Below are 21,657 nucleotides of genomic sequence, written 5' to 3'. Positions count from 1 at the left end.
CTCCCTGAGTTGGGCCTTACCTCCAGCGCACTTACCGGAACACGTGAGCCTTGGGATGCACATCACTGCTTCCTCTGAGGCGGCCGGGCTTTGGTTCCTCCCGCATGAATCCGGCACGGATTACTAGCCCGTGGCGTTCGGTCCATTATTCTGCGCGCGTACCCAGCCACCTACAAAACGACGCACTTGGAACGGAGCTGATACTAACCAACATCCCGGCAAAAGGTGTGACGAGCGATGATAAAACCTACTTCAAGATCAGCAAATTCATTGCCAAACTTTACTGCTAATTGTGCATACAAAATGAAAAGCACCGACCGTCGTCAAGTCTTGCCTGATGCAATAACCGGCAGTAGTATCAGTGTTGCACATCATTGCTTCCAATGAGATAGCAACCCCAGCCACAAACTGGGTTCGCAATAAAAAACCGCCCTACTAAGGCGGTTTTTTATTGCCTGCGATTTGCCAATCAGCCGTCGCCTTCCTCAACAAACACCAGCCGATTGCCAAACGGATCGCTGACACTCATCTCACGCGAGCCCCAAGGCGTTTCCTCAACCCCAGGCTTGGCATACCGGTAATCCTTGGCCAACAACTGCTGCTGATACGCGTCCACCCCGTGCGCCTGAATCCGCACCGCCGCCCCCGGCGAAGCATCGCCATGATGCTCGGACAAATGCAGCACGCATTCCCCCAGCGACACCTGCAGATACAACGGAAAATTCGCCTCAAAACGATGCTGCCAGTCGACCTTGAACCCGAGGAACTCGACGTAGAATTCCAACGCCTTGGCCTCGTCGAAAATACGCAAGATGGGGGTGACCTTTCCTAAGTGCATGGCAACAACTCCGTGTAAGAGAGCGCCCCACTATAGAGACGAAAAACCACCGCGCAAATCCCCATTACGCGCCAGAAACCGCCCCGGTCGCTGACCGTTGGCCTGGCCATCGATGTAGCTCAACACCCCGTTGATCCACACACCATCAATGCCCTCAGCCGCGCGTTGCGGCGCTTTGAAATCCGCTACATCACGCACCCGCAATGGGTCGAACAACACCAGGTCAGCCCAGTAGCCTTGACGAATTTCGCCCCGATCAGCCAAACCAAATCGGGCTGCCGACAACCCCGTCATCTTGTGCACCGCCGTGTGCAACGGGAACAGTCCAACGTCGCGGCTGAAATGCCCCAGCACCCGGGGAAACGCGCCCCACAAACGCGGGTGAGGAAACGGGTCTTCAGGCAGCCCGTCAGACCCCACCATCGACAGCGGATGCGCCAGGATACGTCGCACATCCGCTTCATCCATCCCGTAGTACACCGCCCCCGCCGGTTGCAGACGGCGTGCTGCGTCCATCAGCGAAACGTCCCATTCGGCGGCGATAGCCTGCAAGTCGCGCCCACCCACTTCAGGGTGCGGCGTGGACCAGGTGATGGTGATACGAAAGGCATCGGTGACCTGCTTGAGATCCAGCGTCGAAGAGCTGGCCGCATAGGGATAACAATCACACCCCACCGGGTGGGTTTTCGCTGCGGCTTCCAGCGACGCCAACAACTGCGGACTACGCCCCCAGTTACCCGCCCCCGCACATTTGAGGTGGGAAATAATCACCGGAACCTTGGCATGTCGGCCGATGAGAAACGCCTCGTCCATCGCCTCCAGCACCGGTTCGAATTCGCTGCGCAAATGGGTGGTGTACACCGCACCGAAGGCCGTCAGTTCTTCACTGAGTTGCAGCACTTCATCGGTCTTGGCATTGAATGCGCTGGCGTAGGCCAGGCCTGTGGATAAACCAAGGGCACCCGCCTCCAGGCTTTCCTGCAATTGCGTGCGCATGGCGGCGATTTCGTCGGGCGTGGCGGTGCGGTGCAGGTCGTCCATATGGTTGCTGCGCAGGGCCGTATGGCCGATCAGCGCGGCAACGTTCACCGCCGGATGCGCACTTTCCACGGCAGCACGGTAATCGGCAAAGCGCGGATAAACGAACGCTTCACGCGACCCCAAGAGGTTCATCGGGTCCGGCGGGTCGCTGCGTAAATTGACCGGCGACGCGCTGATGCCACAGTTGCCGACAATCACCGTGGTCACACCCTGGCTGAGCTTGGGCAACATCTGCGGGTGACGGATCACCACCGTGTCATCGTGGGTGTGCACGTCGATAAAGCCCGGCGCCAACACACGGCCATTCGCATCGATTTCGTGCTCAGCCTGCGCGGTCGACAGGTCGCCAATCGTTTCGATCCGCCCTGCCCGCACACCTACATCAGCGACATAACCCGGGGAGTTGCTGCCATCTATGATCAGCGCCTGGCGAATCAGCGTGTCGTACTTCATATCAATCTCCAAGCGGCAGGCTATCGGGGCCGCCGCGATAATCGTCCAGGGCCAGCTTGATCCGGCGCAGGCGTTCCTGGTTGTCGTCCGGCATGGCCAGCGCCAGCTCGGTGGCGAGCAAGTCGATGGCCAACAGCATGCCGTAGCGCGCTGCGGTCGGCTTGTAGATAAAACTGGTTTCGGCCGGCTGCAATGGCAACAACACGTCTGCCAACTGGGCCAGCGGTGAGTCGGCCAGCGTGATGGCAACGATGGGCGTGTCGTAGTTGCGCGCCAGCCTCACCACGTCCAACAATTCGGGAGTGAGGCCGGAGAGCGAGCAAACGATCAAGGCATGTTCAGGGCCCAACGTCGCGGCCGTGACACGCATCATCACCGGGTCGCGGCAAGCGGCAATCGGGTAACCCAGACGCACCAGTCGCACCTGCAGTTCCTCACTGCACAGACTCGACGGGCCGCCCATGCCGAAGGCGTGGATCATCCGCGCCTTGCCCAACAGGCTGACTGCATCGACAAAACTCGCCTGGTTAAAGCCTGACAAATGCTGGCGCAACGTCGCTTCGACATCGCCGAGAATCTGCCGATGAAACGCCGACTGTTCCGGCAACCCTGCCGGGTCCAGAAACCGGCTACCCACCCCGCTGGCCTGCGCCAGTTGCAGGCGCAAATCCCGCAGATCGCGGCAACCCACACTGCGCGCAAACCTCGACAAGGTCGCCGTGCTGACCTCGGCCCGTTGCGACAACTCTTCCAGGCTGGCCGACGCGGCAAAGCCCACGTCATCGAGCATCAGCCTGGCGATACGCCCTTCGCCGGCGCTGAAGGAATCCTGGCGAGCACGAATCTGGTAGAGGATGTCCATGAGGTCTCCGAATTACAGGATGCAGGACAGACCGTAAGTCAGACCGAAGGCGACCACCGAAATCAGGGTCTCCAGCACGGTCCAGGTCTTGAAGGTCTGGATCACTGTCATATTGAAGTATTCCTTGATCAGCCAGAAGCCGCCGTCGTTGACGTGGGAAAAGATCACCGAACCCGCCCCAGTGGCCAGCACCAGCAATTCGGGGTGTGGATAACCCAGGCCCATGGCAACGGGCGCGACCACACCGGACGCCGTCGTCATGGCCACGGTGGCCGAGCCCGTGGCGATCCGCATCAGCGCGGCGAACAACCAACCCATCACCAGTGGCGACAAATGAAAAGCATGGGCCAAGCCGAGGATCTCATTGGTCACGCCCGCGTCCACCAGAATGCGGTTCAACCCGCCGCCCGCGCCGACCAGCAAGGTAATACTGGCCGTCGGCGCCAGGCATTCATTGGTGAACTTGAGGATCGCTTCACGGTTAAAGCCCTGGGCCAGCCCCAAGGTCCAGAAGCTCACCAAGGTCGCCACCAGCAGCGCGATCACCGAGTTGCCGATAAACAGCAGGAACTGATTAAAACCGGTCCCCGGTGTAGAAATCACGTTGGCCCAGCCGCCGATCATCATCAGCACCACCGGCAACAGGATGGTGCCCATGGTCAGCGTAAAGCTCGGCAAACGGGTACGCGGCTCACGCTCGATGAACTGACGCTCCAGCGGGTTCTCCGCCGGCAGGTGAATGCGCGGCACGATGAACTTGGCGTACAGCGGACCGGCGATGATCGCCGTAGGGATACCAATCAAGATCGCATACAGCACGGTCTGCCCCACTGACGCGTTATACGCCAGCACCGCCATCATCGCCGCCGGGTGCGGTGGCACCAGGGCATGCACCACCGACAAACCGGCGACCATCGGCAAGCCGACCATCAGGATCGACACGCCCACACGCCGCGCCACGGTAAAGGCGATCGGCACCAGCAACACAAAACCGACCTCGAAAAACAGCGGCAGCCCCACCAGGAAAGCGATACACACCATCGCCCAATGCGCATTGCGCTCGCCGAAACGGTTGATCAAGGTGCGCGCTACCTGCTCGGCGCCACCGGATTCGGCCATCATTTTGCCGAGCATGGTGCCCAACGCTACCACCAGGGCGATATGCCCCAGCGTCTTGCCGACACCCGCCTCATACGACCCCATGATGGTATCGGCGGGCATCCCGGCCATCAGCGCCAGGCCGATAGACACCAGGGTGATGACGATAAACGGGTTGAGTCGGTAACGTGCAATCAGCACGATCAATGCAATGATGGCGATGGCAGCGTATGCCAGCAGCCCCAAGCCCAGTGGTGCGGCCATGCGGTACTCCTCGGAAAGGGTCACGTCGAATTGGTTGTGAAACTCATAAATCATTACCGAGGAGTATTTTCAATTTTTATGAAAGTAATTTTCGCCCACAGATAAGCGCTGTCGCTTGGGGATATGCCCTACGCCGGCGCATGAAAATTCGTAGGGCGTTCTTACATGAAGTTTTGTGCGGCGCGGAAACTCAATGGCCAGGGCCGAGTCTCAGATGGCGGCCTCAACTACGATCAGGAATCCCCCCAATGAATCGCAAGACCCTGCTTGTTCCCTTCGCCGCCAGCGCGCTGCTGCTGGCCCTGTGTGGCAACGCCTCGGCCGCCGACAACGCTGCCTTGAAGAAATGCATGGACGGCGCCAACACCACTGCCGACATGGTCAATTGCAACGCCAAGGAAGCCAAAGTGCAGGACGAGCGCCTGAACAAGGCCTACAAAACCGCCCTCGCCGCCCAGGAAGGTGCGCGCAAGCAACAATTGCAGGATGTTCAGCGCCTGTGGATCAAATACCGCGACGCCAATTGCGGCTTCGCAGGCAGTGCCACCGGCGGCACCATCGACCAGGTCAATGGCTCCGGCTGCCTGCTGGACATGACGCAGACCCGCGCCCAGGAACTCGAAGACCTGGTCGGGCCGTGATCCCGGTGGGAGCGGGCTTGCTCGCGATATTCTTTAACGATGACACGGACTCGCTGGGACTCAGCCCGATCAGTCGTGATGAACCTTCGCGCGCTTGAGCAGCTTCTTGCAGCGCTCCGACAAATGCAGCACACGCAGATGTTTGCCGGCCTTGCTGTAACGCTCACGCAGAGTCATCAGCGCGGCAATCGCCGAGTAGTCGACAAAGCTTAGGTGACGGCAATCCAGCGTCACCTCGGCCGGGTCATTGGCCGGGTCGAACCGGTTCAAGAACGGTGTAGTTGACGCAAAAAACAGCGTGCCGTGCAGGCGATAGAGTTTGCTGCCGTCGGCTTCCAGGTGTTCATCGGCATACAGCTCACGCGCCTGTTGCCAGGCAAAGTTCAGCGCCGCAATCACAATGCCGCACAGTACGGCCGTGGCCAGGTCGGTAAACACGGTAATCACCGTCACCGCGAGAATCACCAGCACGTCGTTGAACGGCACCTTGTTGATCACCCGTAGCGACGCCCACGCGAAGGTCTGCTGGGACACCACAAACATCACCCCCACCAGCGCCGCCAGCGGGATTCGCTCGATCAGCGGCGACAGAAACAGAATGAACAACAGGATCATCACCCCGGCAAATACCCCGGAGAAGCGCCCGCGCCCGCCGGAGCTGAGGTTGATCACGGTTTGCCCGATCATCGCGCAACCGCCCATGCCGCCGAACAGGCCAGAGACCATATTCGCCGCGCCCAGGGCCACACTTTCGCGGTCGGGGTAGCCACGAGTCTCGGTGATCTCGTCGGTGAGGTTCAAGGTGAGCAGGGTTTCCAGCAGGCCCACCATGGCCATCAGGAACGCGTAGGGCGCGATGATCGTGAGGGTTTCCAGGGTCCAGGGAATCTGCGGCAACGCAAAGGTCGGCAGGCCACCGGCAATGTGAGCCATGTCGCCGAGGGTACGGGTCGGCAGGCCAAGCAGGTACACCGCCAGGCCGACCCCGAGGATCGCCACCAGCGCGGGTGGCACGGCGCGGGTCAGGCGTGGCAACAGGTAGACAATCGCCATGGTCAGCACAACCAGGCCCGTCATCACATACAACGGCGTGCCGCTGAGCCAGCGTTCACCGCTCTTGAAATGCTCCAGTTGCGCCAGCGCGATAATGATCGCCAGGCCGTTGACGAAACCGAGCATCACCGAGTGCGGCACCATGCGCACCAGCTTGCCCAGGCGCAACAGGCCGAACGCAACCATGATCAGCCCGCCCAACAGCACCGTCGCCAGCAAATACTCCACGCCGTGCTGCACCACCAGCGCGACGATCACCACTGCCATCGAACCTGCCGCGCCCGAGACCATGCCAGGACGGCCGCCGAATAACGCAGTGAGGGTGCAAATGATGAAGGCGCCGTAGAGCCCCATCAACGGGTTGAGGTGAGCGACCAACGCAAAGGCGATGCATTCGGGCAGCAGCGCAAAAGACGTGGTGAGGCCGGCCAGGGCATCGGCGCGCAGACGGGTGAGGTTCATGAGGTACCAGGGCGTTGCGGGGAATTAGGCGGGGAATGGTACGGAATTGCGGCGGGTGGGGCCAGTGAAGTGTCAGGTCAGGTAGACCGAGTTGCCCCTATCGCAGGCAAGCCAGCTCCCACGTTGACCGCGTGTTGCTTGAACGACTCGGTCGATGTGGGAGCCGGGCTTGCCCGCGATGGCCGCACTCCGGTGTTAAGCGAACATCACACCATTTCGTTGCGAATCCACTCCACCACCGACGTACGCTTCGGCGCCCAGCCCAGCAGCTCACGGGCATGCTTGCCCCGTACCCGGCTGTTGGAACCCAGGCCGTAGTTAGCCATTTCATAGCCCCATTCGGCTTCCGCGTCAGCCAACGGCCAATCCTGCGGCGCGCCCAGGTGCAGCGCTTGAGCAATGGCGGTGGTCATGTCTATAAACGACGCCTCGCCGCTTTCCACAAAGTAGAACGTGCCCGGAACGTTTTTCGTCAGCGCCAGAAGGTAGAGCGCAACCACGTCTTCAATGTGCACGTTGGACCAGATGTTCTGCCCGGTACCCACATGGCGCACCACGCCGCTCTTGCGCGCCTGCTTGAGCAGTCGCGGCAATTGCACGCTGTCACGTTTCACACCCAGGCTGTGGCCATAGATCAGGGTGTTGCAAATCACCGCCGAATTCACGCCGTCCTTGGCGGCCGCCAGGATCAGGTTGTCGATGGCCACGCGCGCGGCCTTGTCGACGGTCGGCTCCGGCAGGTTGTCTTCAACGTAGATGACATCGCTGGCTTTGCCGCCCGACGCATCACCGACGATGCTCGAACCGCTGGTGTGCAGGAACGGCTTGTTCGAGCCTTTCAAGGCGGCCAGTAAGGTTTCCACGGCAGCACGATGATCGCTGCTCGCGGCGTTGATCACCGCATCGGCTTTCTGCGCTTGCTCGGTCAACACCGCGGCGTCGTCAAGGGTGCCGATCACTGGGGTAATACCCAGGCCGGTCATTTCAGCGGCTTGTTCGGCGCTGCGCACCAGGCCGGTGACGTGGTGCCCGGCGTTGACCAGGCCGGTGGCGATGGAGCCACCGATAAAACCTGCGGCGCCGGTAATGAATACGTTCATGGAGAGTGCTCCTGACTGGGTAAGTGATGGTCCCAGTATCAAGGGTTCATCCGTGTCGAATAAGACCCTGTTGCCCAATTCAATCTTGCGCGCAGGTCACGAATCAGTAGGCATACCGCGCCAGCTTGGCCTGAATGAAGTCCAGGAAGCACTGAATGCGCAACGCCAACTGCGAGTTGCGGTAGAACACCGCGTGAATCGGCTGGCGATAGCCACTGTTGAACGCCTCCAGCACCGGCACCAGGCGCCCGGCGTTGATATCTTCAACCGTCATGAAGTTCGACAGGCAGCAAATGCCCTGCCCTTCCAACGCCAACTGGCGCAAGGTCTCGCCGCTGGACGCAGCAATGCCGGGCTGGATCAGCCACCGATCGCCCTCCACGTGCCGCAATGGCCAATGGTTGAGCGTTTCTGTCTGCGTGAACCCCATCAACGTGTGATCCGCCAACTCGGCGACCGTGCTGGGCGTACCGTATTGCTTGAGGTATTCGGGGCTGGCCAGGATATGCAGCGGTGTGCAGCCAAGGGAACGGGCATGCAAGGTCGAATCGGCGAGGACACCGATGCGAATGGCAATGTCGGTGCTCTGCTCCAGCAGGTCGATGATCAGGTCATCGCTGTTCAGCTCCAGCTGGATATCCGGGTACAAACGGCGAAACTCAGCGATGTACGGCACGATTCCATGCAGCATGAACGGCACGGCGGCATTGATGCGCAAGCGCCCCGCCGGTTTTTTCTGGCGTGACGACAGGCGTTCTTCCAGGTCATCCATCTGCGCCAGAATCACCTTGGCCTGCTCGAAGAAGTACTTGCCCTCCTCGGTCAGGTCCATGCGCCGCGTGGTGCGGTTGATCAGCGTGGTGTCGAGCTTGGCTTCCAGGCGCGACAAGGTGCGGCTGACCGCCGACGGCGTCTGCCCGACCTGCTCCGCCGCTGCGGAAATCGAGCCGCACTCAATCACGCTGACGAAGATCTGTAGCTCATCGGATCGGGCTTTCACAGGCTGTCCTCTTTATCGGTTAACCGCAGCTTACACCGACAGGTCGAACACCTGCGCCAGGTGCTGCTCGTAGCGCGCCACGTCGACCTCAATGGCCGGGCGTTTCATCACGTCCACACAAAGGAAGGTCGGCAGGCCAGTCATGCCGAGAAACTCATTGGCCTTGTGGAACGGGAAGTACACGGCGTCTACGCCCTTGGCTTCGAAAAAATCAGTCGGGTCGTCGAAGGCTTGCTGCGGCGCGTTCCAGGTCAGCGACAGCATGTACTGTTTGCCCTGGATCAGGCCGCCGCTGCCGTATTTCTGCGAGGCATCGGAACGGGTCCGGCCGTCGCTGGCATACAAGCTGCCGTGGCCTTCGGTGAAGACTTCGTCGAGGTACTTCTTGACGATCCACGGCGCGCCCATCCACCAGCCGGGCATCTGGTAGATGATCACGTCGGCCCAAAGGAATTTGGCGACCTCTTCGGCCACGTCGTAGCCTTCGTCGATATGCGTGACTTTGACGTCGAGGCCACCACGGTCGAGAACGGCGACGGCGGCTTCATGCAAAGTGGCGTTATAACGGCCTTCGGAGTGGGCGAATTTCTTGCCGCCGTTCAGCAGGAGGACTTTTTTCATGGGAGGGAATCCAGAGGGTTAAAAATGTCTGCCGGCAGGCTATCGACATTGAACCCTCGGAATAAGCAGCGGCGCCGCAAAATACATTTGACCAAAACGCACGAATTGCACCAGTACTTTTGACTTACCCGCTTATCAATAGATGACCGCCCAATAGGGCCATGCCGATAAAAAATACGCGTTTGAACAGCACCGCGCTGATGCGCCGGCGCAGCGCCTGGCCCAGCCACATACCCAATAGTGCGGGCACCAGCGCCAGTAGCGAGGCGTTTATTTCGCCGCCGCCCAAGGTGCCGCGCCAGGCTAACCCTGCGGCCAGCGCCAGTGTAGAAACGGTGAACGACAGCCCCAGGGCCTGTACCAACTGATCGCGGTTCAAGCCCAAGGCTTGCAGGTACGGCACGGCTGGAATCACGAACACACCCGTGGCCGAAGTGATGATGCCGGTGATCAGCCCGCACACCGGGCCCAGCCAGCGCTCGGCTTCAAGCTTCACCTTGAGCGTGGGCAACAACAGCCCGCTCAGTGCGTACACCAGCAAGGCGCCGCCCAACGCGCGCACCACCCAATGCCCGCCGTCCATGCCCAGCCACAAGGTGCCGAGCCCGGTGCCAAGGAAAATCAGCAACAGCATCGGCCACAGGCGTTTGAGCAATGCGCTCAGGTGTCCACCGAATGCCAGTTGCCAGAGGTTTGTCACCGTTGAAGGAATGATCAGCAACGCGGCAGCCTGCGCCGGGAGCATAGCCAGGCCGAGCATGCCCATGGCGACCGTGGGCAAGCCCAGGCCGATGATGCCTTTGACCGTGCCGGCCAGCAGGAAGGTGCCAATCACCAGCAGTGTCAAGGCCGGGCCGAGGTTTTGGTAGAACGCGAGGAAAGTAGACATGGGCCGATTGTGGGGCTTTTCAATGGGCTCTGAAATTCGCCATATACTGAGGCAGCCTCTTGTTTTGCGTGAGGCTTAGATAGCCATCGCCGGCAAGCCAGCTCCCACATTTACTGTATTCACACATCAAAATGTGGGCTTGCCCGCGATGGGGCCAGCCCAGTCACAGGAAATTTCCAGCCATGCACTTTGACCTGATCGACCTGCGCCTCTACCTGCACACCCTCGACACCGGCAACATCACCGCAGGCGCCAGCCGCAGCCATTTATCCCTGGCCGCCGCCAGCGCACGCATTCGCGCGATGGAGGCGTCATTGGGCATTGAGTTGCTCGAACGCGGCCGCCGTGGCGTTACACCCACCGCCGCCGGCAACGCGCTGGCCCGGCACGCGCGCTTGCTGCTGCAACAAGCCGAGCACCTGCAACAGGAACTGGCGGAATACGCCAATGGCGTCAAAGGCCAGGTGCGCCTGCTGTGCAACACAACAGCCCTCAGCGAATACCTGCCGGAACTGCTCGCGGATTTTTTGTGCGAGCACCCCAACCTTGAGATCGACCTGCAGGAACTGCCGAGCCTGCGCATCACCCATGCCTTGCGCCAAGGCACGGCGGACTTGGGGATTATTTCCGACGCCGTGGACACCCACGGCTTGCAGACCGCGCCCTTTCGCGACGACCCGCTGGTGCTGATCATGCCCCTGGAGCATCCGCTGGCGACGGGCTCGGTGAGTTTTATCGACAGCCTGCAACACGACTATGTAGGCCTGGCCGCCAACAGTGCGCTGGCGGTGTACCTGGAAGAACAAGCGCTGCACAGCGGCTTTCGCCTGCAAACACGCATTCGCGCCGATGGCTTTGATGGGGTCATTCGCATGGTCGCCCGGGGCGCGGGCCTGGGGATTGTGCCCCAAGCAGCATTGGAGCGTTGGCCACAGGAGCGCACGATCAAGGCCCAGCCTCTGCAAGAAGAGTGGGCCCGGCGCAAGCTGCTGTTATGCGCGCGTTCGTTCGAACAATTGCCCGGTTATGCCAAGGCCTTGTTCGACGCCTTGGCCCTGCCCTTGCGAAAAAACCCGTAATACACCGCCGACAGAATCAGCAGGAACGGCACGCCGAACACCAGGGTCATTTTGAACGCCTCGGTGAAATACGTGGTGATCATCACCGCGCCCATCAGCACCAGGCCCAGCGATGTGCTGTAGGGAAACAGACGCAGTTGAAACGACAGCTTTGCCCCGCCGTGACGCTTGCGATAGCGACGGAAAAACAGGTGTGTGAGGAAGATCATGAACCAGGTGAAGATCGCGCCAAACATCGAGATCGCCATCATCAAGGTGAACGAGCTTTCCGGGTACACCACGTTAAGTAAGGTCGCCAGGGCAATGCCTGAACTGGAGAGCAGCAACGCATTCAGCGGAATCCCGCTCTTGCTCAAGGCGCCCATGGACGCAGGCGCAAACCCGGCGCGGGACAGGCTGAACATCATGCGCGTGGTGATATAGAGCTGGCTGTTCATCGCCGACAGCGCCGCAATCAGAATCACGAAATTCATCACCCCGGTGGCACCGGGAATACCGATGGTCTGCATCACCGTAACGAACGGGCTCTGGGTCTGGCCGGACTGGTTCCACGGCACGATGGCCAACATCAGCGCCAGGGTCAGCAGGTAGAACACCACGAGGCGCACGATGGTCGCGCGAAAGGCTTTCTTCACTGCCTGTTCCGGGTCGGCAGCTTCACCGGCGGCCACGGCGATCATCTCCACGCTCAGGTAGCTGAAGATCGACACGATCACGGCGATCCACATGCCGCTCAAGCCATGCGGGAAAAAGCCGCCGTGGGCCGTGTAGTTCTGCACCCCGTATTGCGGGTTGCCGGAGCCGAACACCACGTAAACCGCCAGGATGATAAAGCCGACAATGGCACTGATCTTGATGGTCGAGAACCAGTATTCAAAATTACCGAAGGTCTTCACGCTGATCGCATTGAGCAGGACCAGCACGCTGGAAAACGACACGATCCAGACCCACTCCGGCACGTTGGCGAACCAGTACTTCATGTACATCGCCACCGCCGTGACCTCGGCGCCCACCGCCAGCACAATCGCCGCCCAGTAGGCATAACGCACCAGGAAACCGGCCAGCGGGCTGATATAGAACTCGGCATAGGCGCCAAAGGAGCCTGAGGTGGAATGCGCCACGGTCATCTCCGCCAGGCAGCCCATCAGCAGCAAAGTGATCAACGCGCCGATGGCGTAGCTCACCAGCACGCTGGGCCCGGCATAGCCGATGGCATAGGCGCTGCCCATGAACAGCCCGGTGCCGATAGCGCCACCGATGGCGATCATGCTCATCTGGCCGGAAGTGAGCTGGCGCCTCAGGCCCAGTTCGCGATGGGTGATCTCTGCAAAGCCGTTGTCTGGCGTGGTCACGTGGTGTGCCCCTTTATTATTGTGATTGCACGGTTTGGATATAGACACAGATCCACTGTGGGAGCGGGCTTGCTCGCGAAGGCGGTGGGTCAGTTACAGAATATGTTTCTGATACACCGCTTTCGCGAGCAAGCCCGCTCCCACATTGGTCTTGCAGTGTTCTTAGGTGACGCTGTTGCGCACTTTGAATTGAGGCTGGTCCCAGGTGTGGTTGTCGAGGATGTCGCCGAGGATTTCCACCGCATCCCACACCTCGGTAAAGCTTGTGTACAGCGGGGTGAAACCAAAGCGCATGATGCGCGGCTCGCGGTAATCGCCGATCACGCCACGGGCGATCAGGGCTTGAATGACTGCGTAACCTTCAGGGTGTTCGAAGCTCACATGGCTACCGCGTTTGGCGTGCTCACGCGGGGTGATCAGCACCAGACCGTGGGCGGCGCAACGGGCTTCCACCCATGCAATAAACAGGTCAGTCAGTGCCAGGGATTTGGTGCGCAGGCTGGCCATGTCGGTCTGGGCAAAAATCTCCAGGCCGCATTCGACCATGGCCAGCGAGGTGATCGGCTGCGTCCCGCACAGGTAACGCGCGATGCCGCTGCTCGGGGCATATTGAGCTTCCATGGCGAACTGCCGGGTATGCCCAAACCAGCCCGACAACGGCTGGCGCACCACGTCCACCAACGCCGGGTTGACCCACACAAATGCCTGGGAGCCCGGCCCGCCATTGAGGTATTTGTAGGTGCAGCCAATCGCGTAATCGGTACCGGCCTTATGCAGGTCGACGGGCACCGCCCCGGCCGAATGGGCCAGGTCCCAGATGCTCAGCGCGCCGCACTCGTGGCTCAACGCAGTGAGCGCCTGCATGTCGTACATGTAGCCGGTCTTGTAGTTGACGTGGGTGAGCATCACCACCGCGACGTCCTGGTCGATAGCCTGCGGCAGCTCGTCCGGGCTGTTGACCAATCGCAGGGAATAACCCTGTTGCAACAGCTCGGCCAGGCCTTCGGCGATGTACAGGTCGGTGGGGAAATTGCTCGCCTCGCTGACAATCACCTTGCGCGCAGGCGCACGTTGGCGCTGCACGCTCAATGCGGCGCTGAGCACCTTGAACAGGTTGATGGAGGTGGTATCCGTAATCACCACTTCGCCGTCGCGGGCACCGATCAGAGGCGCCAGGCGGTCACCCAGGCGCTGGGACAACGCCGCCCAGCCGGCGCTGTTCCAACTGCGAATCAGGCCATTGCCCCATTCCTCTGCAATCACCGACTGCGCCCGCGCCAACGCCGCCACCGGACGCGCACCGAGGGAGTTGCCGTCGAGGTAGATGACGCCCTCGGGCAAGGCGAACTGGCGACGCAGTGGCGCCAACGGGTCCTGGGCGTCGAGGGCTTGGCAGTGGCTTCGAGTGGTCATGGTCTGTCCTGATTCTTATAAGTGACGATGGACAAAATAATGAACGAAACTTTAGAGAATTTTCGTGCAAAGTGACGGGCAACAGGCTAATTAAGCTGTAGGAAATTCGAATTTAACTCCAAAACACGCGGATTTATTCTAAGCATGATTCTTGACGCCACCGACCTGCGCCTCCTGCATTTTTTGCAACAGGATGGCCGTATCAGCAACCAGGAACTGGCGGAAAAAGTCGCCCTGTCGCCCTCCGCCTGCCTGCGTCGTTTGCGCCTGCTGGAGAGCGAGGGAATCATCAGCGGCTACCGCGCGGTGTTGAATGCCGAACAGCTGGGGATCGAGCTGGAGGCCATCGTCCACCTGTCATTACGCCAGGATGTAGAGGATTGGCATGAGACGTTTATCAAGAAGGTGCAAGGCTGGCCGGAGGTGGCCAGTGCGTATGTAATTACCGGGGCCAGCAACTATGTGTTGCGGGTGCAGGCACGCAACCTCAAGCACTTTTCGGACTTTATCGTGAACCACCTGAACCGCACGGCCGGGGTGATGGATATTCGCTCGGAGATTGTGTTGCAGAAGATCAAGGATCGGGATGAGGTGCTGGACTTGGTCGTACGCAAATAACCAGAACACCACAGAACGTTGTAGGAACTGGCTTGCTGGACCGCCGAACCGCTGCGATGCAGACACCTCGGTGCATCAGGTACACCGAGTTGATGCTATCGCAGGCAAGCCAGCTCCCACATAAGCCCGCTCCCACATTTTTTAACCGCGTTAAAATCAGTCTTCCAGGGCGCGCACGCGCTGCATGCGTTTCTGCTCCTGCGGCGTACCCGACGATTGCAGCTCAAAATCAAAATCAATCTGCGCAAACCGCCCTTCCACGCCAAACTCCCGCGCCAGTTGCTGATCGTCACTGAAGCGAATCTCGGCAATCAACTCATCGCGCGTCGCATAGGCAAAATCATCATGCAGGTACGGGTCATCCGACAGGTTGATCTGCGTGGTCAAGTGCCGATATCCCGGCGCCGAAATGAAGAAGTGAATGTGCGCCGGCCGCTGCCCATGACGCCCCAGTTGATCGAGCAACTGCTGGGTCGGCCCGGTCGGCGGGCAGCCATACCCTGACGGCACGATACTGCGAAAACGGTAGTTGCCCTGGGCATCGGTCTCGATACGCCGGCGCAGGTTGAACGCCGATTGCGTCGGGTCAAACCACGAATACGTGCCGCCGGTATTGGCCTGCCACACATCGACAATCGCCCCCGCCAACGGCTTGCCGTCGGTGTCGCGTACTTGCCCGCGCATAAACAGCGGCACCGCGTCGTCCTTGCCATCATCCAGCCGCGCCTCGTACTTCGACAGCGGTGCCCCGGCCACATACAACGGGCCTTCAATGGTGCGCGGTGTGCCACCGGATTTGCCGGCCTCTTCGTCGGCGGCATCCATCAGCAGGTCCAGGTAATGTTCCAGGCCCAACCCGGCAGCGAGCAAACCGGCTTCCTGGTTCTTGCCCAATTCGTTGAGGTAATTGACCGCCTTCCAGAACTCTTCCGGGGTCACCTCCAGGTCTTCGATGATGTTCACCGTGTCCCGCAGGATCCGGTAAATCAACGCCTTGGTGCGTGGGTTGCCGCCGTCGTTGAGGTTGCCACTGGCTTCTTCGAGAAACTGTTGGGCGTGGGCAGTCTGGGAAAGTCGGATGGACATGGTGCAATCCTCATCTTGTAATTATTGGGTGCAAAACAGGCTCAGCGGTCGTCCTCACGGATCGACGAAGGGTGCCGGCACAGGGCGTTTATTTCGATGGCCATATAGGGGAAAAGCGGCAGTTGCATCAGCAGGTCGTGCAGTGCCTGCACGCTGTCGACATCGAACACGCTGTAGTTGGCGTAGTGCCCGGCGATGCGCCACAGGTGGCGCCATTTGCCTTCCTGTTGCAGGCGCTGCGCCAGCGCTTTCTCTTCGGCTTTCAGGGCCGCCGCGCGTTCGGGGTTCATGTCGATGGGCAGGTTCACGGTCATTTTTACGTGGAACAACATGGCAGGCGCCTCTTAATGTTTGTCACGACGGAAGAACGCCAAACGCTCTTCATCAATAGTCAGGCCCAGGCCCGGTAAGCGCGAGACATGCAGCTCAAAATCGCGGTACACCAGCGGTTCGGTGAGGATATCTTCGGTCAGCAGCAGTGGGCCGAACAGTTCGGTGTCCCACGCCAGTTTGTTCAAGGTGAGGAAGGCATGGGCCGAGGCCAGGGTGCCGATGCCGCCTTCGAGCATGGTGCCGCCATAGAGGCCAATGCCCGCGGCTTCGGCAATCGCGGCGGTGCGCAATACGGCGCGCGGGCCGCCATTTTTGGCAATCTTGAGGGCGAACACCGAGGCCGCGCCTTCGCGGGCGAGGTTGAAGGCGTCTTCCACACACTCGATGGATTCGTCCGCCATGATCGGCGCCGGGCTCGACAGGTTGAGCCGCGTCATGCCGCTGCGGTTATTGCGTGAGATCGGTTGTTCAATCAAGTCGATGCCGTTATCACCGAGCACTTTGCACGCACGCAGGGCCACGGCTTCGTCCCACGCCTGGTTGACGTCAACGCGCACGCTGGCGCGCTCGCCCAAGGCCTTTTTTATCGCAATCACATGGGCCAGGTCGCGGCCGACTTCACCGGCGCCAATCTTCAATTTGAAGATGCGGTGGCGGCGCAGGTCGAGCATCTTTTCGGCCTCGGCAATGTCCTGTTCGGTGTTGCCGCTGGCCAGCGTCCAGGCCACCGGCAAAGCGTCGCGCACGCGGCCGCCGAGCAGTTCGCTGACCGGCAGGTTAAGGCGTTTGCCGAGGGCGTCGAGCAAGGCGCTTTCGACGCCGGACTTGGCAAACGTATTGCCGCGAATGCTGCGCTCCAGACGCAACATGGCCGCGTTGATATTGCTCGCGTCCTGGCCAATCAACAGCGGCGCGAAGTGCCGGTCGATGTTGATCTTGATGCTGTCGGGGCTTTCATTGCCGTAGCTCAGGCCGCCGATGGTGGTGGACTCACCGATACCTTCGATGCCGTCGGCGCAACGCACGCGGATAATCACCAGGGTCTGGTTTTGCATCGTGTGCATCGCCAGCTTATGCGGACGGATGGTAGGGAGGTCGACGATGATGGTCTCGATCGACTCGATGGCGCAAATCGGCATGGCTATACCCGTTGGGTTCTTTATAAGTTTGCGCCGATTCTGTGCCGTATTTTTCCTGGCATCCAATATAGAATGGGTCTCGCACAATACCCTCAAGGTATGAAAGGAGCCGTCATGGAGCTGCGTCATCTGCGCTATTTCCAGGTGCTGGGTGAAACCCTCAACTTCACCCGCGCCGCCGAACGCCTGCACATCGCCCAGCCGCCGTTGAGCCGGCAGATCCAGCAACTGGAGGAAGAATTGGGGGTGATTTTGCTGGAACGCGGCCGACCGCTGCGGCTGACCGAGGCCGGACGGTTTTTCTATGAGCACGCCAATGTGCTGCTGGAGCAACTGGGCAAGGTCTGCGACAACACGCGGCGAATCGGCCAGGGTGAGAAGACCTGGCTGGGCATCGGCTTCGCGCCATCGACCTTGTACGGCGTACTGCCGGAGTTGATTCGGCGGCTGCGCAACCATGAAGCGCTGGAGCTGGAATTGGGGCTCTCGGAGATGACCACCTTGCAGCAGGTCGAAGCGCTGAAGGCTGGGCGTATCGACGTGGGCTTCGGGCGTATTCGCATCGACGACCCGGCCATCGTCCAGCGCGTGCTGGTGGAGGACCGACTGGTGGCCGTGCTGCCCGCCGGCCACCCGCTGCTCGACGCCCCCGCCAGCCTCGCCCAGTTGGCCGCCGAACCCTTTGTGCTCTACCCCGGCAACCCGCGCCCCAGCTATGCCGACCATGTGATCGCCCTGTTCGACGCCCACGGTTTGAGCCTCAAGGTGGCGCAGTGGACCAACGAATTGCAGACTGCCATCGGCTTGGTCGGCGCGGGCATGGGCGTGACCCTGGTACCGGCCTCGGTGCAAGTGCTGCACCGCGCGGATATCGGCTACACGCCGATTGTGGAAACCACCGCGACCTCGCCGATTATTCTGAGCCGCCGGGTGAATGATCAGTCGCCCGGGCTGAGTCATTGTCTGCAATTGGTGGAAGAGCTGATCTGATATCTCCCAAACACTGGATATCCAATGTGGGAGCTGGCTTGCCTGCGATAGCGGTGGATCAGTTGGCATCTTTGCTGATTGGCCCACCGCCATCGCAGGCAAGCCAGCTCCCACAGTTTGATCCTCATTGTCTTCAAAGGCTGCGCAGGCGCTTGCGTTGCAGGGTTTGGCTGGGGGATTCGTCGAATAGCTTTCGATATTCCGCCGAAAACCGCCCCAAGTGCGTAAACCCCCACCCCAGAGCGATTTCGGAAATGGTACGTGTAGAGCCGTGTTCGAGGATTTCCTGGCGCACGGCGCCCAACCGGTGTTTCTTCAAGTAAGCCATGGGCGACAGCGCAAAGTATTTGCGAAATGCATCGAACAGCTTGAACCGCGACACACCGGCAGCGGTTTCCAGGTCTTCCAGGTGCACGGCCTCACGGGCGTTGTCGTGGATGTACTGCCGCGCGCGAATCAAGTAATGCGGGAGTTTCACGCCCAATACGTCGCGTAACTCCTCTGAATAGTTGTTCGGCTGGGCGAGGATCAAGCCCTTGATCAGCGAGCTTTCAAGGTCTCGGGTAAACGCCGCCTGCTCATACAACTCGCTGCTGCGTTCAAGCTCGGCAATGAAATACCGCGCCATGCGCCACCACGACGCCGAAGCGCCGTCCACCGCATCCATCACCGACTCAAACCGCAGCGGCGCTTCAATCGGCCGTTGCAGCAAGCCCTCGAGGGATTCGCTCATCGCCGCCCGCGTAATGACCACCTGCAACTTGCGGCAATCACCGGAAATAGCCAGCACCTGATGCTCGTTGGGCGAAATGATCACCCCTTGATCGCAATTGGAGCTCAGGCTCACACCGTTCTTGCTCAACTCCTGCTCGCCCACCAGCGGCAGGCTCAGGCTGTAACTGCTGAAATGCTCGGCGTCTTCGATGTCGATGGTCACATCAGTGCCGTATTCGATCACGCCCAAGGTGGTGGCGCGGGACTTGAACACATTGGCACTGTGGTGAAAACGCAGGCGCTCGGGCGTCGCCGTCGCCAGGCGATGCGGCCCGCAGATGCCGGACATCCAGCTGCAGGCGCCCTCCAGGTCGAAGCGTTGAATATGGATATCGCGTGTATGGCTACTCATCAGGGTGCACCCACGGCGGTTAGGCTGTTGCGCGCTCTGGCGGCGCGTCGGTATGGATCGACAGCAAGTTCCAAGCCACGCCAGCCGTATTGCAACCCAGTGGATAGCAACCGTCGACTATGTGGATAACGGGCAGGCTTTTGCGCCTCTTGCCTTGTATGACAGTAGCGCATTGCGCGACCGCCCTGCACCGTTGTGAGTATTTGCTGCCCAACTTTCCGGCCCACCTTCCCCCATTAAGCGGATAGCCCGCACCCGGCCATGCTGCCTCTAATAAACCACCGATTAGCCCCTATCAAACAAGGTGCCTCCCATGAGTGGTGCAAGAAGCGTCGAGCAGTGGAAAGCGTTTATCGAAAGCTGCCTGGACTTTCGCCCGGCGGATGAAGTGTTCCGCATCGCCCGGGACATGTTCACCGAGCCCGAACTGTTCGACCTGGAGATGGAACTGATCTTCGAAAAGAACTGGATCTACGCCTGCCACGAAAGCGAACTGGCCAATAACCACGATTTCGTGACGATGCGCGCCGGGCGCCAGCCGATGATCATCACCCGCGACGGCGAGGGCAAACTCAACGCACTGATCAACGCCTGCCAGCATCGCGGCACGACCCTTACGCGTGTCGGCAAGGGCAACCAATCCACCTTCACCTGCCCTTTCCACGCCTGGTGCTACAAAAGCGACGGCCGGCTGGTGAAGGTCAAGGCGCCGGGGGAATACCCTGAGGGCTTCGATAAAGCCACCCGCGGCCTGAAAAAGGCGCGTATCGACAGCTACAAGGGCTTTGTGTTTATCAGCCTGGACGTGAATGGCACAGACAGCCTGGAAGACTTCCTCGGCGACGCCAAGGTGTTCTTCGACATGATGGTCGCGCAGTCCGCCACCGGTGAACTGGAAGTGCTGCCAGGTAAATCCGCCTACACCTACGACGGCAACTGGAAGTTGCAGAACGAAAACGGCCTGGACGGTTATCACGTCAGCACCGTGCACTACAACTACGTAGCCACCGTGCAGCATCGCCAGCAGGTCAATACTGAAAACGGCACGGGCTCGGGCACCACGCTGGACTACAGCAAGCTCGGCGCCGGCGACGCGAATACCGATGACGGCTGGTTCGCTTTCAACAATGGCCACAGCCTGCTGTTCAGCGACATGCCCAACCCGACCGTGCGCTCCGGCTACGCCACGATCATGCCGCGCCTGGTGGAAGAACACGGCCAGCAAAAGGCCGAGTGGATGATGCACCGCCTGCGCAACCTGAATATTTACCCGAGCCTGTTCTTCCTCGACCAGATCAGCTCGCAGCTGCGCATCATCCGCCCGGTGGCGTGGAACAAGACCGAGATCATCAGCCAATGCCTGGGCGTAAAGAACGAGTCCGACGCCGACCGCGAAAACCGCATTCGCCAGTTCGAAGATTTCTTCAACGTGTCCGGCATGGGCACGCCGGATGACCTGGTGGAGTTCCGCGAAGCCCAGCGCGGTTTCCAGGGCCGCCTGGAACGCTGGAGCGATATCTCGCGTGGCAGCCATCGCTGGGCAACCGGGCCCACGCCGAACAGCGAAGCCATCGGCATTCAACCGGCCATGACAGGCACCGAATTCACCCATGAAGGCTTGTACGTCAACCAGCACCGCAACTGGCAGCAGTTCCTGCTCAAGGGCCTGGACCTGCAAGCACTGAAACTGCGGGAGGTGAAATGATGAATGCGCAATTGCAGTACCAGATCGAACAGTTTTTCTACCGTAAGTCCGAACTGTGCGACGCCCAGGACTGGGACGCCTATGTGCAGCTGTTCGACCCGCAGAGTGAATTCCACCTGCCGCAATGGGACTCCGAGCACGTCTACACCCGCGACCCCAAGCGCGAGATGTCACTGATCTATTACGCCAACCGTTCAGGCCTTGAAGACCGCGTGTTCCGCCTGCGCACCGGCAAGGCGGCGTCGGCCACGCCCATGCCACGCACCTTGCACCTGATCAATAACGTGCGCGTGGCCGAGCAGGCGGATGGCACGCTGGAGGTGCGGTTGAACTGGCACACGCTTTTTTATCGGCTGGCCACGTCGGAGCAGTTTTATGGGCCTGCCACGTATCACCTGAAACCTCATGGCGACAGCTGGCTGATCACGCGCAAACACGCCTTGCTGCTCAACGACACCATCAACTCGGTGCTGGATTTCTATCACCTCTAAAGC

21 protein-coding genes are annotated in these 21,657 nt (G+C 60.3%); 6 read left to right on the top strand and 15 right to left on the bottom strand.

The genetic code is table 11. The features are described 5' to 3' along the window. Positions 1-469 precede the first annotated feature (469 nt). From ACI77D_RS04985 to ACI77D_RS04970, 4 genes are read right to left on the bottom strand one after another with little or no spacing between them, the layout of a single operon-like run. The gene (locus tag ACI77D_RS04985; RefSeq protein WP_407016167.1) at positions 470-838 is read right to left on the bottom strand and encodes a glyoxalase superfamily protein; all 369 of its coding nucleotides are present in this window, start codon (positions 836-838) and stop codon (positions 470-472) included. 30 nt (positions 839-868) lie between these two features. After that, the gene (locus ACI77D_RS04980) at positions 869-2,332 is read right to left on the bottom strand and encodes an amidohydrolase family protein (RefSeq protein WP_407016166.1); all 1,464 of its coding nucleotides are present in this window, start codon (positions 2,330-2,332) and stop codon (positions 869-871) included. Position 2,333: 1 nt separating this feature from the next. Continuing rightward, positions 2,334-3,194, bottom strand: a complete 861-nt coding sequence (locus ACI77D_RS04975; RefSeq protein ID WP_064454112.1) for a MurR/RpiR family transcriptional regulator — start codon at positions 3,192-3,194, stop codon at positions 2,334-2,336. Between the two features lie 12 nt (positions 3,195-3,206). After that, positions 3,207-4,556 carry a GntP family permease gene (locus tag ACI77D_RS04970; protein ID WP_262666263.1) on the bottom strand — a complete coding sequence of 450 codons (1,350 nt, stop codon included), beginning with the start codon at positions 4,554-4,556 and terminating at the stop codon, positions 3,207-3,209. A 248-nt stretch (positions 4,557-4,804) separates the two neighbouring features. Here ACI77D_RS04970 and ACI77D_RS04965 point away from each other — a divergent pair, with 248 nt between their 5' ends. After that, on the top strand, positions 4,805-5,197 hold the full coding sequence (locus tag ACI77D_RS04965; protein WP_407016165.1) for a lysozyme inhibitor LprI family protein: 393 nt from the start codon (positions 4,805-4,807) through the stop codon (positions 5,195-5,197). Positions 5,198-5,266: 69 nt separating this feature from the next. On the opposite strand, the gene ACI77D_RS04960 is transcribed toward ACI77D_RS04965, so the two are convergent. The 5 genes from ACI77D_RS04960 to ACI77D_RS04940 all read right to left on the bottom strand — a co-directional run bounded on the left by ACI77D_RS04960 (position 5,267) and on the right by ACI77D_RS04940 (position 10,322). Further along, positions 5,267-6,712 carry a SulP family inorganic anion transporter gene (locus ACI77D_RS04960; protein WP_064454114.1) on the bottom strand — a complete coding sequence of 482 codons (1,446 nt, stop codon included), beginning with the start codon at positions 6,710-6,712 and terminating at the stop codon, positions 5,267-5,269. 206 nt (positions 6,713-6,918) lie between these two features. After that, positions 6,919-7,812, bottom strand: a complete 894-nt coding sequence (locus tag ACI77D_RS04955; RefSeq protein ID WP_407016164.1) for an NAD-dependent epimerase/dehydratase family protein — start codon at positions 7,810-7,812, stop codon at positions 6,919-6,921. A 103-nt stretch (positions 7,813-7,915) separates the two neighbouring features. After that, on the bottom strand, positions 7,916-8,812 hold the full coding sequence (locus tag ACI77D_RS04950; RefSeq protein ID WP_128590090.1) for a LysR family transcriptional regulator: 897 nt from the start codon (positions 8,810-8,812) through the stop codon (positions 7,916-7,918). A gap of 30 nt (positions 8,813-8,842) precedes the next feature. After that, complete coding sequence (locus tag ACI77D_RS04945) at positions 8,843-9,433, bottom strand: NAD(P)H-dependent oxidoreductase (RefSeq protein ID WP_262666266.1); 591 nt, start codon at positions 9,431-9,433, stop codon at positions 8,843-8,845. 124 nt (positions 9,434-9,557) lie between these two features. Further along, positions 9,558-10,322 (bottom strand): sulfite exporter TauE/SafE family protein, encoded by a 765-nt coding sequence (locus ACI77D_RS04940; protein WP_064454118.1) that lies wholly within the window; start codon positions 10,320-10,322, stop codon positions 9,558-9,560. Between the two features lie 182 nt (positions 10,323-10,504). Here ACI77D_RS04940 and ACI77D_RS04935 point away from each other — a divergent pair, with 182 nt between their 5' ends. Beyond that, entirely contained in the window at positions 10,505-11,401 is an 897-nt protein-coding gene (locus ACI77D_RS04935; RefSeq protein WP_407016163.1) for a LysR substrate-binding domain-containing protein, read from the top strand. On the opposite strand, the gene ACI77D_RS04930 is transcribed toward ACI77D_RS04935, so the two are convergent. Continuing rightward, the gene (locus ACI77D_RS04930) at positions 11,347-12,753 is read right to left on the bottom strand and encodes an amino acid permease (RefSeq protein WP_262666268.1); all 1,407 of its coding nucleotides are present in this window, start codon (positions 12,751-12,753) and stop codon (positions 11,347-11,349) included. The two genes, ACI77D_RS04935 and ACI77D_RS04930, sit on opposite strands and share 55 nt — an antisense overlap. 162 nt (positions 12,754-12,915) lie before the next feature. Next, positions 12,916-14,166, bottom strand: a complete 1,251-nt coding sequence (kynU, locus tag ACI77D_RS04925; RefSeq protein WP_064454121.1) for a kynureninase — start codon at positions 14,164-14,166, stop codon at positions 12,916-12,918. A gap of 144 nt (positions 14,167-14,310) precedes the next feature. Between kynU and ACI77D_RS04920 the strand changes: the two genes are divergently transcribed. Continuing rightward, positions 14,311-14,784, top strand: coding sequence for an Lrp/AsnC family transcriptional regulator (locus ACI77D_RS04920; protein WP_003176072.1), 474 nt, complete (start codon positions 14,311-14,313; stop codon positions 14,782-14,784). 156 nt (positions 14,785-14,940) lie between these two features. Here the strand turns inward: ACI77D_RS04920 and catA are convergent, their stop codons facing one another. From catA to ACI77D_RS04905, 3 genes are read right to left on the bottom strand one after another with little or no spacing between them, the layout of a single operon-like run. Continuing rightward, on the bottom strand, positions 14,941-15,870 hold the full coding sequence (gene catA / locus ACI77D_RS04915; RefSeq protein ID WP_407016162.1) for a catechol 1,2-dioxygenase: 930 nt from the start codon (positions 15,868-15,870) through the stop codon (positions 14,941-14,943). 41 nt (positions 15,871-15,911) lie between these two features. Next, a complete protein-coding gene (gene catC, locus ACI77D_RS04910) occupies positions 15,912-16,202 on the bottom strand; it encodes a muconolactone Delta-isomerase (protein WP_064454123.1) in 291 nt (96 codons plus the stop codon). A gap of 12 nt (positions 16,203-16,214) precedes the next feature. Then, positions 16,215-17,342 carry a muconate cycloisomerase family protein gene (locus ACI77D_RS04905; protein WP_407016161.1) on the bottom strand — a complete coding sequence of 376 codons (1,128 nt, stop codon included), beginning with the start codon at positions 17,340-17,342 and terminating at the stop codon, positions 16,215-16,217. Positions 17,343-17,456: 114 nt separating this feature from the next. Here ACI77D_RS04905 and ACI77D_RS04900 point away from each other — a divergent pair, with 114 nt between their 5' ends. Then, positions 17,457-18,332, top strand: a complete 876-nt coding sequence (locus tag ACI77D_RS04900) for a LysR family transcriptional regulator (RefSeq protein ID WP_064454125.1) — start codon at positions 17,457-17,459, stop codon at positions 18,330-18,332. A gap of 133 nt (positions 18,333-18,465) precedes the next feature. Here the strand turns inward: ACI77D_RS04900 and ACI77D_RS04895 are convergent, their stop codons facing one another. Further along, a complete protein-coding gene (locus tag ACI77D_RS04895; RefSeq protein WP_064454126.1) occupies positions 18,466-19,458 on the bottom strand; it encodes a helix-turn-helix domain-containing protein in 993 nt (330 codons plus the stop codon). Positions 19,459-19,771: 313 nt separating this feature from the next. Between ACI77D_RS04895 and antA the strand changes: the two genes are divergently transcribed. Both antA and antB read left to right on the top strand, forming a co-directional pair. Then, positions 19,772-21,163: an anthranilate 1,2-dioxygenase large subunit gene (gene antA, locus ACI77D_RS04890; RefSeq protein ID WP_221295640.1), complete on the top strand. Its 1,392-nt coding sequence runs from the start codon at positions 19,772-19,774 to the stop codon at positions 21,161-21,163. After that, positions 21,163-21,654, top strand: coding sequence for an anthranilate 1,2-dioxygenase small subunit (antB, locus tag ACI77D_RS04885; RefSeq protein WP_064454128.1), 492 nt, complete (start codon positions 21,163-21,165; stop codon positions 21,652-21,654). Before antA ends, antB begins: the two co-directional genes overlap by 1 nt. Positions 21,655-21,657: the final 3 nt, after the last annotated feature.

Source organism: Pseudomonas sp. O39 (assembly GCF_045447295.1).
Classification (GTDB): Bacteria; Pseudomonadota; Gammaproteobacteria; order Pseudomonadales; family Pseudomonadaceae; genus Aquipseudomonas; species Aquipseudomonas antarctica_A.
Note: the sequence above shows the minus strand (reverse complement) of the source record. Positions and strands in the feature narration are given on the sequence as shown.

Excerpts from the sequence above, each read along its gene's own strand:
- ACI77D_RS04985 (WP_407016167.1), bottom strand. The coding sequence starts at position 838 with ATGCACTTAGGAAAGGTCACCCCCATCTTGCGTATTTTCGACGAGGCC.
- ACI77D_RS04980 (WP_407016166.1), bottom strand. The coding sequence starts at position 2,332 with ATGAAGTACGACACGCTGATTCGCCAGGCGCTGATCATAGATGGCAGC.
- ACI77D_RS04975 (WP_064454112.1), bottom strand. The coding sequence starts at position 3,194 with ATGGACATCCTCTACCAGATTCGTGCTCGCCAGGATTCCTTCAGCGCC.
- ACI77D_RS04970 (WP_262666263.1), bottom strand. The coding sequence starts at position 4,556 with ATGGCCGCACCACTGGGCTTGGGGCTGCTGGCATACGCTGCCATCGCC.
- ACI77D_RS04965 (WP_407016165.1), top strand. The coding sequence starts at position 4,805 with ATGAATCGCAAGACCCTGCTTGTTCCCTTCGCCGCCAGCGCGCTGCTG.
- ACI77D_RS04960 (WP_064454114.1), bottom strand. The coding sequence starts at position 6,712 with ATGAACCTCACCCGTCTGCGCGCCGATGCCCTGGCCGGCCTCACCACG.
- ACI77D_RS04955 (WP_407016164.1), bottom strand. The coding sequence starts at position 7,812 with ATGAACGTATTCATTACCGGCGCCGCAGGTTTTATCGGTGGCTCCATC.
- ACI77D_RS04945 (WP_262666266.1), bottom strand. The coding sequence starts at position 9,433 with ATGAAAAAAGTCCTCCTGCTGAACGGCGGCAAGAAATTCGCCCACTCC.
- ACI77D_RS04940 (WP_064454118.1), bottom strand. The coding sequence starts at position 10,322 with ATGTCTACTTTCCTCGCGTTCTACCAAAACCTCGGCCCGGCCTTGACA.
- ACI77D_RS04935 (WP_407016163.1), top strand. The coding sequence starts at position 10,505 with ATGCACTTTGACCTGATCGACCTGCGCCTCTACCTGCACACCCTCGAC.
- kynU (WP_064454121.1), bottom strand. The coding sequence starts at position 14,166 with ATGACCACTCGAAGCCACTGCCAAGCCCTCGACGCCCAGGACCCGTTG.
- ACI77D_RS04920 (WP_003176072.1), top strand. The coding sequence starts at position 14,311 with ATGATTCTTGACGCCACCGACCTGCGCCTCCTGCATTTTTTGCAACAG.
- catA (WP_407016162.1), bottom strand. The coding sequence starts at position 15,870 with ATGTCCATCCGACTTTCCCAGACTGCCCACGCCCAACAGTTTCTCGAA.
- catC (WP_064454123.1), bottom strand. The coding sequence starts at position 16,202 with ATGTTGTTCCACGTAAAAATGACCGTGAACCTGCCCATCGACATGAAC.
- ACI77D_RS04905 (WP_407016161.1), bottom strand. The coding sequence starts at position 17,342 with ATGCCGATTTGCGCCATCGAGTCGATCGAGACCATCATCGTCGACCTC.
- ACI77D_RS04900 (WP_064454125.1), top strand. The coding sequence starts at position 17,457 with ATGGAGCTGCGTCATCTGCGCTATTTCCAGGTGCTGGGTGAAACCCTC.
- ACI77D_RS04895 (WP_064454126.1), bottom strand. The coding sequence starts at position 19,458 with ATGAGTAGCCATACACGCGATATCCATATTCAACGCTTCGACCTGGAG.
- antA (WP_221295640.1), top strand. The coding sequence starts at position 19,772 with ATGAGTGGTGCAAGAAGCGTCGAGCAGTGGAAAGCGTTTATCGAAAGC.
- antB (WP_064454128.1), top strand. The coding sequence starts at position 21,163 with ATGAATGCGCAATTGCAGTACCAGATCGAACAGTTTTTCTACCGTAAG.